The following is a 15,231-nucleotide window of genomic DNA, read 5'->3' on the forward strand; positions in this document are numbered from 1 at the left end:
GCGCGCGACGACGCGCGCCGGATGCACCGGCGCGCGTCGACTGGGCTCAGACTTCCTGGTACCCGGGGGCCGCGCCGTGAACGGCGTCACCCACGCGGTGCACCCGCAGGTCGTTCGTCGAACCGGCGATTCCGGGAGGGGAACCGGAGATGACGACGACCTTGTCACCGACCTTGGCCAGGTCGTGCGAGAGCAGGTAGTCGTCGACCTGCAGGAACATCTTGTCGGTGTGCGACACGTGCTCCACCAGCGTCGAGCGCACGCCCCACGTCAGCGCCAGGCGACGGCGGATGCCGGGCTCGGGCGTGAACGCGATCATCGGGATGGTCGAACGAAGGCGCGACATGCGGCGAGCCGAGTCACCCGACTCGGTGAAGACGCACAGGTACTTCGCCTCGACGAAGTCGGCGACCTCGACCGCGGCGAGCGTGATGGCGCCGCCCTGGGTGCGGGGCTTGTTGGTCAGGGGCGCGATGCGGTCCAGACCGTGCTCCTCGGTGGACTCCACGATGCGGGCCATCGTCTCGACGACCACCACCGGGAAGTCTCCGACGCTGGTCTCGCCCGAGAGCATGACCGCGTCCGCGCCGTCGAGCACGGCGTTGGCGACGTCGGAGGTCTCGGCGCGCGTGGGCACGGGGTTGTTGATCATCGACTCGAGCATCTGCGTCGCGACGATGACGGGCTTCGCCATACGGCGGGCCAGCTCGACGGCGCGCTTCTGCACGATCGGCACGGCCTCGAGCGGCAGTTCGACACCCAGGTCACCACGGGCGACCATGATGGCGTCGAACGCGTCGATGATCTCTTCGAGGTTATCGACGGCCTGCGGCTTCTCGATCTTGGCGATGACGGGCACGTAGCGTCCCTCTTCGGCCATGATCTCGTGCACGCGCACGATGTCGGAGGCGTCGCGCACGAACGACAGCGCGATGAGGTCGGCTCCGGCCTTCAGGCCCCAGCGGAGGTCGGCTTCGTCCTTCTCGCTCAGCGCGGGGACGTTGACGGCGACGCCGGGCAGGTTGATGCCCTTGTTGTTCGACACGGGACCGCCGACGATGACCTCGGTGGTCACGACGGTGCCGTCGGTCTCGACGACGCGCACGCGCACCTTGCCGTCGTCGATCAGCAGGAAGTCGCCGGGCTTGACGTCGTGGGGCAGCCCCTTGAACGTGGTGCCGACGATCTCTTTGGTGCCGAGGATGTCTTCGATGGTGATCTTGAAGATGTCGCCGGGCAGCAGGTCGTGGGGACCGTTCTCGAACTTTCCGAGGCGGATCTTGGGGCCCTGCAGGTCGACGAGGGCGGCGACCGGGCGGCCGGCGTCTTCTGCGGCCTTGCGCACATTGGCGAAGTTGGCGTCGTGCACGGAGTAATCTCCGTGGCTCAGGTTGAGGCGGGCGACGTCCACCCCGGCGTCGATGATGGCGCGAACCATCTCATACGACGACGTGGCGGGCCCGAGTGTTGCGACGATCTTGGCGCGTCTCATCCGTTTTCAAGCTCCGTGAGGATTTTCGGGAAGTGGCCGATCGGCCCTTGCCAGCTTAGGCGGGCAGGAGGCCGATGGCGACATCGGTGGGGCGCACCGGTGCGGGCAGCACCGTCTCGCCCATGAGGAACGTATCGACCTCGGCGGCGGCCGCACGGCCCTCGGCGATGGCCCACACGATGAGGGACTGCCCGCGGCCGGCGTCGCCGGCGACGAACACGCCCGGCGTGGTCGTGGCGTAGGTGGCGTCGCGCTCGATGTTGCCGCGCCCGGTGAACTGCGTGCCGAGCTGGTCTTCGAGGTGCTCGCGCTCCGGACCGGTGAAGCCCATCGCGATGAGCACCAGGTCGGCCGGGATCTCGCGCTCGGTGCCGCTCTTGGGCACGCGGCGCCCGTCGAGGTACTCGGTCTCGGCGACGCGCAGGGCGCGCACCTCGCCCGCGGCGTTGCCGAGGAACTCCACGGTGGAGGCGAGGAACGAACGCTCCCCGCCCTCTTCGTGGGCCGAGGCCATCTCGAACAGGTTCGCCATCATCGGCCAGGGCTGCTCGGAGGGACGCTCCGACGGCGGCTGCTTGCCGATCGCGAGGTTCGTCACGCTCAGGGCACCCTGGCGGTGCGCCGTGCCGATGCAGTCGGCTCCGGTGTCGCCACCGCCGATGACGACGACGTGCTTGCCCTCGGCCGAGATCTGCTGGGGGACCTGGTCGCCCGCGACCGCCTTGTTGCCCTCGATGAGGTATTCCATGGCGTAGTGGACGCCGTCGAGGTCGCGACCCGGGATGGCGAGGTCGCGCGGCACGGTGGCGCCGGTGGCCACCACGACCGCGTCGTATCGCGCCCGCAGGTCGCTCCACGAGATGTCTTTGCCGATCTCGACTCCCGCGCGGAAGCGCGTGCCCTCCGCCTGCATCTGGCGCAGGCGCAGCTCGAGGTGACGCTTCTCCATCTTGAAGTCGGGGATGCCATAGCGCATGAGGCCGCCGATGCGGTCGTCGCGCTCGAACACCGCCACCGTGTGGCCGGCACGCGTGAGCTGCTGGGCGGCCGCGAGACCGGCGGGGCCGGAGCCCACGACGGCGACGGTCTTGCCGGTCAGGCGCTCCGGCGGCTCGGGCTCGACCCACCCGTTGGCGAAGGCCTCGTCGATGATCGAGACCTCGACCTGCTTGATCGTCACGGCCGGCTGGTTGATGCCGAGCACGCACGAGCTCTCGCAGGGCGCGGGGCACAGGCGTCCGGTGAACTCCGGGAAGTTGTTCGTCGCGTGCAGACGCTCGATCGCTGCTCGTCCCTCGCCACGCCAGGTCAGGTCGTTCCACTCCGGGATGAGGTTGCCGAGCGGGCATCCCTTGTGGCAGAACGGGATGCCGCAGTCCATGCACCGACCGGCCTGGCGGCGGATGACGGCCGAATCGCCCGGCTCGTACACCTCTTTCCAGTCCATGATGCGCACGGGCACCGGTCGACGCTTCGGGAGCTCGCGCTCCGTGGTCTTGAGAAAGCCCTTCGGGTCAGCCACCCGTCACCTCCAGAATGCGCTTCCAGACGACGTCGCCGTCGGGGTCGAGCCCCTCCGACATCGCCTCCTGGCGGGTCTGCAGTACCGCGGCGTAGTCGCGTGGCAGCACCCGGACGAAGTTGTCCACCTCGGTCTCGAAGTCGTCGAGCAGACGACGGCCGAGGGTGGAATCGGTCTCTGCGACGTGCTTTGCGAGCAGGTCGCGGAGGATCTCGGCGTCCCCGGATCCGAGGGGGCCGAGTTCGAGCTCGCCGGATGCCATGGCATCGCGGTTCACGAGGTCGCGATCGAGCTGGTAGACGTAGGCCTGGCCACCCGACATGCCGGCGCCGAGGTTGCGGCCCGTGGCGCCGAGGATGACGGCGAGACCACCGGTCATGTACTCGAGCGCGTGGTCTCCCACGCCCTCGACGACCGCCGTGGCGCCGGAGTTGCGCACGAGGAACCGCTCCCCCACGACGCCGTTGAGGAACATCTGCCCCTGGGTGGCGCCGTAGCCGATGACGTTGCCGGCGATGACGTTCTCGGATGCCGCGAACGACGATCCGCGCGGCGGGCGCACCACGATCGTGCCGCCCGAGAGGCCCTTGCCGACGTAGTCGTTCGAGTCGCCCTCGAGGCGCAGCGTGATGCCCGCGGGCATGAACGCACCGAACGACTGTCCGGCCGAGCCGGTCAGGCGCACGTCGATCGAGTTCTCGGGCAGGCCGTGCTCGCCCCGTGCCTTGGTGACGTGGTGACCGAGCATGGTTCCGACCGCGCGCGCGGTGTTGCGGATGGGCAGGTCGACCGTGAGCTGGCCGCCGTGTGCGATGACATCCTGGGCGCGCTCGATGAGCTGCACGTCGAAGTGGTCTTCGAGCTCGTGGTTCTGGTTGCGGCCGTGACGGCGCGGCTCGTCGTCGGCGAAGCGGGGTCCTTCGAGGATCGGTGCGAGGTTGAGCCCGCGCGCCTTCCAGTGCTGGATCGCCTCGTTGGCGTCGAGCAGCTCGGCGTGGCCGACGATCTCGTCGATCGAGCGGTAGCCGAGGGCGGCGAGGTACTCGCGCACCTCCTGCGCGATGAACTCCATGAAGGTCACGATGTACTCGGCCTTGCCGGTGAAGCGCTCGCGCAGCACGGGGTTCTGCGTCGCGACACCCACGGGGCAGGTGTCGAGGTGGCAGACGCGCATCATGATGCAGCCCGAGACCACCAGCGGGGCGGTGGCGAAGCCGAACTCCTCGGCACCGAGCAGGGCGCCGATGATCACGTCGCGACCCGTCTTCATCTGACCGTCGACCTGCACCACCACGCGGTCGCGCATGCCGTTGAGCATGAGCGTCTGCTGCGTCTCGGCGAGGCCCAGCTCCCACGGCGTGCCCGCGTGCTTGAGCGAGTTCATCGGGCTCGCGCCCGTGCCGCCGTCTTGACCGGAGACCAGGATGACGTCGCTCAGCGCCTTGGCGACGCCCGCGGCGACCGCGCCGATACCCGACTGGCTCACCAGCTTGGTGTGGATACGGGCCGAGGGGTTGGCGCGCTTGAGATCGAAGATGAGCTGCTTGAGGTCTTCGATCGAGTAGATGTCGTGGTGCGGCGGCGGCGAGATCAAGCCGACGCCCGCGGTCGCGTGACGCGTGCGCGCCACCCACGGGTACACCTTGGTCGGGGGCAGCTGGCCGCCCTCGCCGGGCTTGGCGCCCTGGGCGAGTTTGATCTGGATGTCGTCGGCCTCGGTGAGGTAGAGGCTCGTCACACCGAAGCGACCGGATGCCACCTGCTTGATGGCGCTGCGTCGGGTGGGGTCGAGCAGACGGTCGACGTCTTCTCCGCCCTCACCGGTGTTGCTCTTTCCGCCGATCTGGTTCATCGCCACCGCGAGCACCTCGTGCGCCTCTTTCGAGATCGAGCCGTAGCTCATCGCACCGGTGGAGAAGCGCTTGACGATGGCCGAGACCGGCTCGACCTCGTCGATCGGCAGGGCGGGACGGGTGCCCGTGCGCAGGCCGAACAGGCCGCGCAGCGTTTTCAGCTCGTGCGCCTGGTCGTCGATGAGCTGCGTGTACTCGCGGAAGATGTCGTACCGGCGCTCGCGCGTGGCGTGCTGCAGACGGAACACCGTGTCGGGGTTGAACAGGTGCGGGGCGCCGTCGCGGCGCCACTGGTACTCGCCACCGGTCCAGAGGCGCTCGTGCGCCCGGGCCGCGGCATCCTGGGGGTAGGCGTACTCGTGACGTGCGGCGTTCTCGGCGGCGATGATGTCGAGCCCGACACCGCCGAGCTTGGATTCGGTGCCGGTGAAGTAGGCCTCGACGAAGTCGCGCGACAGGCCCACGGCTTCGAACACCTGCGCGCCGGCGTACGACGACACGGTCGAGATGCCCATCTTCGACATGATCTTCAGCACGCCCTTGCCGAGCGCGTAGATCAGGTTCTTGACGGCCTTCTCGGGCGTGATGTTATTGATGAAGCCGGCGCGTACGAGGTACTCGACGGTCTCCATCGCGAGGTACGGATTGACCGCCGAGGCGCCGTACCCGATGAGGGTGGCGACGTGGTGCACTTCGCGCACGTCGCCCGCCTCGACCACCAGGCCGACCTTCATGCGGGTCTCTTTGCGGATGAGGTGGTGGTGCACCGCCGCAAGCATGAGCAGCGAGGGGATCGGCGCCAGGTCTTTGTTGGAGTCGCGGTCGCTGAGCACGATGAACTCGGCGCCGTCTTCGATGGCCGCGTCGACCTCGGAGCACATCTGCACGAGGCGCTTCTGCAGCCCCTTGTGACCTGCCTCGACGCGGTACAGACCACGCACCGTCACCGACGACCGGCCCGGGAGCGCGGTGTCGATGTGCTGGATCTTGGCGAGCTCGTCATTGTCGATCACGGGGAAGTCGAGCGTCACCGTGCGGGTGTGGTCGGGCCCCCAGTCGAGGAGGTTGCGCTCCGGACCGAGGCCCAGCGAGAGCGACGTGACGACCTCTTCGCGGATGGAGTCCAGCGGAGGGTTGGTCACCTGCGCGAACTGCTGCGAGAAGTAGTCGAACAGCAGGCGGGGGCGGTCGCTCAGTACGGCGACGGGTGCGTCGCTGCCCATGGCGCCGAGCGGCTCCGCACCGCCCTGACCCATGGGGGTCAGCAGGATGCGCACCTCTTCTTCGGTGTAGCCGAAGGTGCGCTGGCGACGGGTGATCGAGGCGATGGGGTGCACGATGTGCTCGCGCTCGGGCAGCTCGCTGAGCTTCACGCGACCCTTGTCGACCCACTCGCCCCACGGCTGCAGGGCGGCCAGGTCGGCCTTGATCTCTTCGTCTTCGACGATGCGGCGCTGGGCCGTGTCGACGAGGAACATGCGGCCCGGCTGCAGACGACCGCGGCGCTTGATGCGCTCGGGCGCGAAGTCGAGCACACCGGTCTCGGAACCGATGACGACGAGGCCGTCGGTGGTCTCGGTCCAGCGCCCGGGGCGCAGGCCGTTGCGGTCGAGGGTGGCGCCGACGAGCGTGCCGTCGGTGAAGATCAGGGCGGCGGGGCCGTCCCACGGCTCCATCTGCATGGAGTGGTAGTCGTAGAAGGCGCGCAGGGCGGGGTCGATCGTCGCCTGCTTCTCGTACGCCTCGGGGACCATCATCATGATCGCGTGCGGGAGGCTCCGGCCGGTGAGGGTCAGGAGCTCGAGCACCTCGTCGAAGGATGCCGAGTCGCTGGCGCCCTCGGTGCAGATCGGCAGCAGCGGACGTACGTCGCCGATCAGCTGGGATTCCAGCTGCGACTGGCGGGCGCGCATCCAGTTGCGGTTGCCCTTGACGGTGTTGATCTCGCCGTTGTGCGCGAGCATGCGCAGCGGTTGGGCGAGGGGCCACGACGGGAACGTGTTGGTCGAGTAGCGCGAGTGCACCACGGCAAGTTCGGAGATGAAGCGCTCATCCGACAGGTCGGGGTAGAACGGTTCGAGCTGGAGGGTCGTGACCATGCCCTTGTAGCCGAGCGTGCGGCTCGACAGCGACACGAAGTAGGCGTCGATCTCGTGGCGCGCGCGCTTGCGCAGGCGGTACACGCGGCGGTCGAGCGCGATGCCCGACAGAGCCGGCTGGTCACCGACGGCCGGGCGCGCGACGAACAGCTGCTCGAACGCGGGCCGCGCCTCGTAAGCGAGCTTGCCGAGGTTCTCGTGCTCGACGGGCACCTCGCGCCAGCCGAGAACCTCGAGGTTCTCGTGCCGTGCGATCTCTTCGATGCCCGCCTTCATCGCGGCGCGTTCGTCGTGGCCGAGCGGCAGGAACACCATGCCGGCGGCGTACTCCCCCACCGGGGGCAGTTCGAAGTCGACCACGGCACGCAGGAACGCGTCGGGCATCTGCGTCAGGATGCCGGCGCCGTCGCCGGTGCCCGCGTCGGAGCCGATGGCGCCGCGGTGCTCGAGGTTGCGCAGCGCCGTCAGCGCCAGGTCGATGATGTCGTGACCCGCTTCGCCGCGGAGAGTGGCGACCATGGCGAGGCCACAGGCGTCTTTCTCGAACGACGGGTCGTACATTCCCTGTCGGGCCGGGAATGAGCCTCCGACGGTGTCGGAACGCAGGCTGGAAGCCATTTCAACCGTCCTCACGTTGATGCTTCGGATGGGACGACGTCGGCCCAGAGTGTTAGTTCGTGGCGGGGCTGCTTGTGGCGCTGGTGCCGACGGTGTCGCTCGTCGCGGGCGGCTCGCTCACGTCGACGAAGTCAGAGGGGTCGCCTGAGTCTACAGCCCCGGGAGCCTTGCCCTCGCGACCGGGTACGTACGGCGACGGCTCGAGACCGAGGTGACGACGGGACTGCACGACGAAGATCACGATGCCCAGGATCACGCCGAAAATGGCTGCCCAGACGTTGGTGCGCAGGCCCAGGATGATGTCGCTGGGGTCGATACGGATGGATTCCCAGACGATACGGCCCGCCGAGTACCACACGAGGTAGATCGCGAACTGCTTGCCCCACTGCAGACCGAATCGCTTGCCGGCCCACAGGATGACGGCGGCGCCGAGCAGATTCCAGATGACTTCGTAGAGGAAGGTCGGCTGGAAAAGCGTGCCGGATGGCAGTCCGACGGGGATCGCGGGGTTACCTGCCGCGATCTCAAGACCCCAGGGCAGGTCGGTGGGCTGGCCGAAGAGCTCCTGGTTGAACCAGTTGCCGAAGCGGCCCATGGCCTGCGCGATGATGAGGCCCGGTGCGACGGCGTCGGCGAAGGTCCAGAACCGGATGCCGGTCCACTTGCATCCGAGGATCGCGCCGATGGCGCCACCGATCAGCGCACCGTAGATGGCGATGCCGCCCTCCCAGATCGCCCACACGGAGCCCGGCTGGGTGATGTTCCAGGGGTTGGATCCCGGACCGAAGTAGAAGCCGAGGTGCGTGACGACGTGGTAGATGCGTGCCACGACGATGGCGAGCGGCACTGCCAGCAGGCAGATGTCGATGACGACCCACTTCTCGGCCCCCCGACGCGTCAGACGCGCGTTCGTCAGGAAGACCGCCACGATGATGCCCGCGATGATGCAGAGCGCGTAGAAGTGGATGCGGAGCGGACCGAGATCGACGTAGGAGATCGTCGGGCTCGGGATGCTGGCGAGCACGCCGGAGGCGGCGCTCGAGAGGGCGAACGTCATGCGAACGAGTCTAAGGCGCGCCGCGTCGTGCCCGCGGACAGCTCCCGTGCGAGGTTTGACAGCCCCTCGACACCGCCATCGCGCAGCGCCTTGACCAGGGCGGTACCGACGATCGCGCCGTCGGCGTAATCGACGACGCCCGCGACCTGCTCGGCGTTGGAGATGCCGATGCCCACGCACGCGTGCTCTGCACCGAAGCTGCGCAGACGCCCGACGAGCGTGCGAGCTGCGGCATCCAGCTGCGTGCGCTCCCCCGTGATGCCCATGGTCGACACGGTGTAGACGAAGCCCGTGGAGGCCTCGACGATCATCTGCAGTCGCTCGTCCGACGAGGTCGGCGCGGCGAGGAAGACACGGTCGAGACCGGTGCGCTCGCTCGCGGTGATCCACGCGGCACCGGCATCGGGCGTGATGTCGGGGGTGATGAGACCCGCGCCGCCTGCGGCGACGAGCTCGTCGGCGTACCGGTCGACGCCGTACTGCTCGACGAGGTTCCAGTACGTCATCACCAGGACCGGCACATCGGTGCGCGCCGTGACCTCGCGGATGATCGTGAACAGGTCGCGCATGCGGAAGCCGTTGGCGAGCGCGGTCTGCGTGGCCTCCTGGATGACCAGGCCGTCCATCACCGGATCGCTGTAGGGCGGGCCGAGCTCGATCACGTCGGCACCGGCCTCGGCCAGGGCGACGGCGGCGTCGATGCTCGTCTGCACGTCGGGGAAGCCGGCGGGCAGGTATCCCACGAACGCCCCGCGCCCCTCTGCGCGGGCCGCGTCGATGGCGGCGGAGACGCGCGAGGTCACAGCTCTACCCCCGCACCGCTCGCGGCGTCGGGCGCGGCTGTCACATCGACCGGTGATCCGGGGGCGGATGCCACGGCCTCGGCCGCGCGCGTCTGTGCAGGGCCGTCCGCCTCCTCCGATGCGTGCTCGGCGTCATAGAGGTCGAAGTAGCGCGCCGCGGTGTCCATGTCTTTGTCGCCGCGACCCGAGAGGTTGATGGCGATGACGGCATCCGGACCCATCTCCCGTCCGATGCGGAGGGCGCCGGCAAGGGCGTGGGCCGACTCGATGGCGGGGATGATGCCCTCGGTGCGCGACAGCAGGCGAAGGGCCTGCATCGCCTCGTCGTCGGTGGCCGGGATGTACTTCGCGCGACCCAGGTCGGCGAGCCACGCATGCTCGGGGCCGACGCCCGGGTAGTCGAGGCCCGCCGAGATCGAGTGCGACTCGGTGGTCTGGCCGTCTTCGTCCTGCAGCACGTACGTGCGGGCGCCGTGGAGCACACCGGGGCGGCCGCGACCGATGGATGCCGCGTGCTTCGGGGTGTCGACGCCGTCGCCGGCGGCCTCGACGCCGTAGAGCGCGACGCCCTCGTCGTCGAGGAACGCGTCGAACATGCCGATGGCGTTTGAGCCGCCGCCGACGCACGCGAACACGGCATCCGGGAGGCGGCCGAGGCGTTCGAGGAACTCGGCGCGCGTCTCTTCGCCGATGATCTTCTGGAAGTCGCGCACCATGGCCGGGAACGGGTGGGGGCCCGCGGCCGTGCCGAAGATGTAGTTGGTCGTCTCGACCGAGGCGACCCAGTCGCGGTACGCCTCGTTGATGGCGTCCTTCAGGGTGCGGGAGCCGGTCGTGACGGGCACGACCTCGGCGCCCAGCAGACGCATGCGCGCGACGTTGAGGGCCTGGCGCTCGGTGTCGACCTCGCCCATGTAGACCACGCAGTCGAGGCCGAAGAGAGCCGCCGCAGTGGCCGTGGCCACGCCGTGCTGGCCCGCGCCGGTCTCGGCGATCACGCGCGTCTTGCCCAGGCGCTTGGTGAGCAGCGCCTGACCGAGCACGTTGTTGATCTTGTGCGAGCCGGTGTGGTTCAGGTCTTCGCGCTTGAGGAACACCCGGGCGCCGCCGGCGTGCTCGGCGAAGCGCGCCACCTCGGTGAGCACCGAGGGGCGGCCCGCGTAGTCGTGCAGCAGGGCGCGCAGCTCGGCGTGGAAGGTCGGGTCGGCCATCGCGGACTCGTAGACCTCGGTGAGCTCGTCGATCGCGGCGATGAGCGACTCGGGCATGTAGCGACCGCCGAAGTCGCCGAAGAAGGGCCCCTTCTGGTCGCGAAGGCTCGCGGGCCGGTCGCCCGGCTTCTGGTCGCCCGGTGCCCGGTCGCCCTGTGCGTGGTCACTGAGGGTTGTCATGAGGTCTCCTGGAGGAACGCACGGAGGGTGGCGACGGGGTCGCCGGTGACGAGGGCCTCGCCCACGAGCACCACATCGGCGCCCGCGGCGCGGTAGTGGGCGACGTCGGCGGGCGCGAGAACGGCGGACTCGGCGATCTTCACAGCGTCGGCGGGGAAGCGGTCGGCGAGCGAGCCGAACAGATCGCGGTCGAGCTCGAAGGTGGAGAGATTGCGGGCGTTGACGCCGATGAGCGTGGCGCCGATGTCGGCGGCGCGCTCGAGTTCTTCTGCGGAATGCGTCTCGACGAGGGCGGTCATGCCGAGCTCGTTCGTCAGCACGAACAGCTCGGAGAGCGTCTTCTGGTCGAGCGCGGCGACGATCAGCAGCACGAGGTCGGCGCCGGAAGCGCGCGCTTCGAGCACCTGATAGGGCGTCGCGAGGAAGTCCTTGCGCAGTACCGGCACGCCCACGGCGGCGCGGACGGCCTCGAGGTCGGCCAGACTTCCCTTGAACTTGCGACCCTCGGTGAGCACCGAGATGGCCGACGCTCCGCCCTCTTCGTACAGGCGCGCCTGGCGTGCCGGGTCGGGGATGGCGGCGAGGTCACCGCGCGAGGGGCTCGCGCGCTTGACCTCGGCGATGATCTTCACCCGGTCGGCGGGAGCGAGCATCGCCAGGGCGTCACGCGCCGGCGACTGCGCGAGGGCGTCGCGTTCGACGTCGGCGAGCGAACGCGACCCGGCGCGCTGCTCGGCATCTTCAACCGCTCCGGCCGTCAGATCGGCCAGCACGGTCAGTGCGCCTTCGGGTTGGACTTCGCGCCGTCAGCGCCGTAGCCGGCCTTCTTCATCGCCAGGCCGACGATCGCACCGACGACGAGCAGACCCACCGACGCCCACACGAGCGCGGGGATGTCGAGCCAGAAGAACAGCGTGCCGAGCGTGAACGCGACGAGCATGATGATCACGGCCGTCCAGGCGGCGGGCGAGTGTCCGTGGCCGGGGTCACCGATGGGGTTGCTCATGGGGCTCCTAACAGTCGCGCGCGGGCGCGGGGAAAAGCGTCGATGCAGTCTATCGAAGCGCGAGGGGGCTCCCGGCTTCGACGTCTCGATGTCGCAGGGTCTTCCGCCGTGACGGTGTCGGACCCCGCCACCACGTCCGTCGACACACGCAATCGACGCGAGGAAACGGCGCGTGACGACGCTTCTTCGCCGCGAAAGTGCTTCTCCGCGGCGTGATCGAGGGATGCCACGGCGTTTATGCCGCGACACCGCGGGGGCTGCCGTCAGGTCGTCGGATCCTCGCCGCGGGAGAGGTCGTCCCACGAGTCGATCGCGTCGTGCGGGCGACCGGTGTCGGAGCCGGCCTCGGTGGCCGTGCGGTACTTGCGGCTCGCACCCGATGCCCAGCGGCGGGCGGTGACGAGGGTGAAGACGGCAGCGGCGAACAGCACCGCCTGGGCGAGCAGGGTGAGCGCCGGCCACGGCGTCAGGGAGAACCCCGTGACGAGGGAGGCCACGGCATCCGTTCCCGAGATGCCGGTGGCGTCGGTGACGGTCGAGGCGGCGGCGGCGACGGGTCGGCCGATGAGCAGCTGTGCGGTACCCACGCCCACCAGCGCCGCGATGAGGGCGCCGAGAACGCCGAACACGTAGCGCAGCACGGGACCGACGATCGACAGAGCGGCGCCCAACGCGAGCGCGGCCAGGCTGAGCGGGGTGAGCACCGGCAGGGCATCGGCGCCGGCGACGGCGAGGGTCTGCTGCGCGCCGTCGTCGAGGGTTACCTCGATCCACGTCTGGGTGGACGCGATCACGCCCAGCGCTCCGGCCGCGAGCATCGCGAGGACGGCCGTGGAGCGGGCGCGCCGCATCAGCGCTCCCCCACGACCGGGTGCAGGTCGTCGGCGTCGAAGCAGGTGTGATCGCCGGTGTGGCAAGCGGCGCCGATCTGGTCGACCTCGATCAACAGCGTGTCGCCGTCGCAGTCGAGGCGCGCGCCCTTCACGAGCTGGATGTGGCCCGACGTGTCGCCCTTGCGCCAGTACTCCTGACGCGAGCGCGACCAGAAGGTCACCCGGCCGGTGGTCAGCGTACGGCTGAGGGCCTCGGCATCCATCCACCCCATCATCAGCACCTCGCGCGAGTCGAACTGCTGGATGACGGCGGGCACGAGACCGTCGGCGTTGTACGTCACATCGTTGACGCTCATCGGCGCACCTCGATGCCCTCGGACGCCATCGCGTCTTTGACCTGCCCCACGGTCAGCTGACCGGAGTGGAAGACGGATGCCGCGAGCACGGCGTCGGCGCCGGCCTGGATCGCCGGGGCGAAGTGCTCGAGGGCTCCGGCGCCTCCAGAGGCGATCACCGGGACCGCGGCGACCTGGCGCATCAGGCGGACCAGCTCGAGGTCGAAGCCCTGCTTCGTGCCGTCGGCGTCGATGGAGTTGACCAGCAGCTCGCCGGCCCCGCGTTCGACGGCCTCGCGCGCCCACTCGAGGGCGTCGAGGGTCGTCTCGGTGCGTCCGCCGTGGGTGGTCACGACGAAGCCGGAGGAAGTGGATGCCGCGCGCTTCACGTCCAGCGAGAGCACGATCACCTGCGCGCCGAAGCGGTCGGCGATCTCGTCGATCAGGGCAGGGCGGGCGATGGCAGCGGAGTTCACGCCGATCTTGTCGGCGCCGACCGCGAGCAGGCGGGCGACGTCGTCGGCGGAACGCACTCCCCCGCCGACGGTGAGGGGGATGAAGACCTGCTCGGCGGTGCGGCGCACGACGTCGTAGGTCGTCGCGCGCTCGTCGACCGTGGCGGTGACGTCGAGGAAGGTGACCTCGTCGGCGCCCTGGTCGAAGTAAAGCTTGGCGAGCTCGACAGGATCGCCCATGTCGCGCAGATCGAGGAAGTTGACGCCCTTGACCACGCGGCCGGCCGCGACGTCGAGGCAGGGGATGACGCGACGCGCGAGGGTCATCAGAGCCTCGCGGCGAGGATCTCGGTCACGAGGATCGCGCGCGCTCCGATCGCGTAGAGCGCGTCCATGACCTGGTTCACGTCGCGGCGCGGGCTCATGACGCGCACGGCCACCCACTCGGGGTCGCGCAGCGGCGAGATCGTCGGCGACTCCAGGCCCGGAGCCACGGCCACGGCCTGGTCGACCAGCGCCGCGGGCAGGTCGTAGTCGATGAGCACGTACTTGCGGGCGGCGAGGACGCCGCGCAGGCGCCTCAGCAGCGTTTCGGTGCCGGGGGCCTCTTGCGGACCGGCGATGAGGACGGCGTCGCTCTCGAGCAGGACGGGCCCGAAGATCTCGAGCCCCGCCTGACGGAGCGTGGTGCCCGTGGAGACGACGTCGGCCACGGCATCCGCCACTCCGAGCTGTACGGCTGATTCGACCGCGCCGTCGAGGGGCACGATGTCGACCGCGATGCCGCGTTCGTCGAGGAACGCATCGACCAGGCCGGGGTACGCGGTGGCGACGCGCAGACCCTGGAGGTCGGCAACGTCGGTGAAGCGGCCCGGACGACCGGCGAAGCGGAAGGTGGAGCCGGCGAAGCCGAGCGACTCGACCTCGCGCGCGCCCGGCATGCGGGCGTCGAGCAGCAGGTCGCGGCCGGTGATGCCGACATCGAGGGCTCCGGAGCCGACGTACGTCGCGATGTCACGGGGGCGGAGATAGAAGAACTCGACCTCGTTGACGGGGTCGACGGTATACAGGTCTTTCGAGTCGCGTCGTCCGGTGTACCCGGCCTCCGAGAGCATTTCGGCGGCGGTCTCGGCGAGCGACCCCTTGTTCGGCACGGCGATTCGCAGCATGACGGGGGCTTTCGTGTTGTGTGAGCTGTGGGCGGAGGGGCCAGGCTCAGAGATGTCGGTAGACGTCTTCGAGCGTCAGGCCCTTCGCGAGCATGAGGGTCTGCAGGTGGTACAGCAGCTGTGAGATTTCTTCGGCGGCGGCGGCGTCGGACTCGTACTCGGCAGCCATCCAGACCTCGGCGGCCTCTTCGACGATCTTCTTGCCGATGGCGTGCACGCCCGCGTCGAGCTGAGCGACGGTGCCGGACCCCTCGGGTCGCTCGACGGCCTTGGCGCTGAGTTCCGCGAACAGGTCGTCGAAGGTCTTCACGGTTCCAGGGTATCGGGTCGGCCGGGGTGGGCGGTGCCGCGCGGTGTGGCACGGATGGGGGTGGGGTGCGCCTGGGTGCGGCCCCGCGTGCGGGGCAGCTCACGCATAAACGCTTTCTGCGTGCGGAAACGCGAGGAGAGCGCGTTTGTACGCGTGGATCGCGTTTATGCGTGGGCGCGAGCGGCCGCGAAGCACGCGCGCGCGCCGAGAGCGACGACGGCGTGCGCGGGGCTCAGTGGCGGTGGCGGGATGCCGTGGTGCGCAGCGACTGGATGGCCGCGTCGGGGT

13 protein-coding genes are annotated in these 15,231 nt (G+C 69.4%); all 13 read right to left on the reverse strand.

Annotated features, from left to right (window positions below):
- Positions 1-46: 46 nt before the first annotated feature.
- Positions 47-1,492 carry a pyruvate kinase gene (gene pyk / locus RWP81_RS07080; RefSeq protein ID WP_055954898.1) on the reverse strand — a complete coding sequence of 482 codons (1,446 nt, stop codon included), beginning with the start codon at positions 1,490-1,492 and terminating at the stop codon, positions 47-49.
- Positions 1,493-1,547: 55 nt separating this feature from the next.
- The gene (locus tag RWP81_RS07085) at positions 1,548-3,014 is read right to left on the reverse strand and encodes a glutamate synthase subunit beta (protein WP_314454078.1); all 1,467 of its coding nucleotides are present in this window, start codon (positions 3,012-3,014) and stop codon (positions 1,548-1,550) included.
- Positions 3,007-7,584 (reverse strand): glutamate synthase large subunit, encoded by a 4,578-nt coding sequence (gene gltB, locus RWP81_RS07090; RefSeq protein ID WP_314454081.1) that lies wholly within the window; start codon positions 7,582-7,584, stop codon positions 3,007-3,009. The genes RWP81_RS07085 and gltB overlap by 8 nt, the downstream gene beginning before the upstream one ends.
- A gap of 52 nt (positions 7,585-7,636) precedes the next feature.
- Complete coding sequence (gene lgt / locus RWP81_RS07095; RefSeq protein WP_314454084.1) at positions 7,637-8,641, reverse strand: prolipoprotein diacylglyceryl transferase; 1,005 nt, start codon at positions 8,639-8,641, stop codon at positions 7,637-7,639.
- Positions 8,638-9,444 (reverse strand): tryptophan synthase subunit alpha, encoded by an 807-nt coding sequence (gene trpA / locus RWP81_RS07100; RefSeq protein ID WP_314454087.1) that lies wholly within the window; start codon positions 9,442-9,444, stop codon positions 8,638-8,640. The genes lgt and trpA overlap by 4 nt, the downstream gene beginning before the upstream one ends.
- The gene (trpB, locus tag RWP81_RS07105; RefSeq protein ID WP_314454108.1) at positions 9,441-10,712 is read right to left on the reverse strand and encodes a tryptophan synthase subunit beta; all 1,272 of its coding nucleotides are present in this window, start codon (positions 10,710-10,712) and stop codon (positions 9,441-9,443) included. Before trpB ends, trpA begins: the two co-directional genes overlap by 4 nt.
- A gap of 119 nt (positions 10,713-10,831) precedes the next feature.
- The gene (trpC, locus tag RWP81_RS07110; protein ID WP_314454090.1) at positions 10,832-11,608 is read right to left on the reverse strand and encodes an indole-3-glycerol phosphate synthase TrpC; all 777 of its coding nucleotides are present in this window, start codon (positions 11,606-11,608) and stop codon (positions 10,832-10,834) included.
- Positions 11,609-11,610: 2 nt separating this feature from the next.
- Complete coding sequence (locus RWP81_RS07115; protein WP_055954875.1) at positions 11,611-11,841, reverse strand: DUF6704 family protein; 231 nt, start codon at positions 11,839-11,841, stop codon at positions 11,611-11,613.
- A gap of 263 nt (positions 11,842-12,104) precedes the next feature.
- Positions 12,105-12,692 (reverse strand): Trp biosynthesis-associated membrane protein, encoded by a 588-nt coding sequence (locus RWP81_RS07120; protein WP_314454094.1) that lies wholly within the window; start codon positions 12,690-12,692, stop codon positions 12,105-12,107.
- Positions 12,692-13,030, reverse strand: a complete 339-nt coding sequence (gene hisI, locus RWP81_RS07125) for a phosphoribosyl-AMP cyclohydrolase (RefSeq protein ID WP_314454097.1) — start codon at positions 13,028-13,030, stop codon at positions 12,692-12,694. Before hisI ends, RWP81_RS07120 begins: the two co-directional genes overlap by 1 nt.
- Positions 13,027-13,791, reverse strand: coding sequence for an imidazole glycerol phosphate synthase subunit HisF (gene hisF, locus RWP81_RS07130; RefSeq protein WP_314454100.1), 765 nt, complete (start codon positions 13,789-13,791; stop codon positions 13,027-13,029). The genes hisI and hisF overlap by 4 nt, the downstream gene beginning before the upstream one ends.
- Positions 13,791-14,633: an ATP phosphoribosyltransferase gene (hisG, locus tag RWP81_RS07135; RefSeq protein WP_314454102.1), complete on the reverse strand. Its 843-nt coding sequence runs from the start codon at positions 14,631-14,633 to the stop codon at positions 13,791-13,793. Before hisG ends, hisF begins: the two co-directional genes overlap by 1 nt.
- A 46-nt stretch (positions 14,634-14,679) precedes the next feature.
- A complete protein-coding gene (locus tag RWP81_RS07140) occupies positions 14,680-14,943 on the reverse strand; it encodes a phosphoribosyl-ATP diphosphatase (protein ID WP_043361677.1) in 264 nt (87 codons plus the stop codon).
- Positions 14,944-15,231 lie beyond the last annotated feature (288 nt).

Source organism: uncultured Microbacterium sp., assembly GCF_963521695.1.
GTDB lineage: Bacteria > Actinomycetota > Actinomycetes > Actinomycetales > Microbacteriaceae > Microbacterium.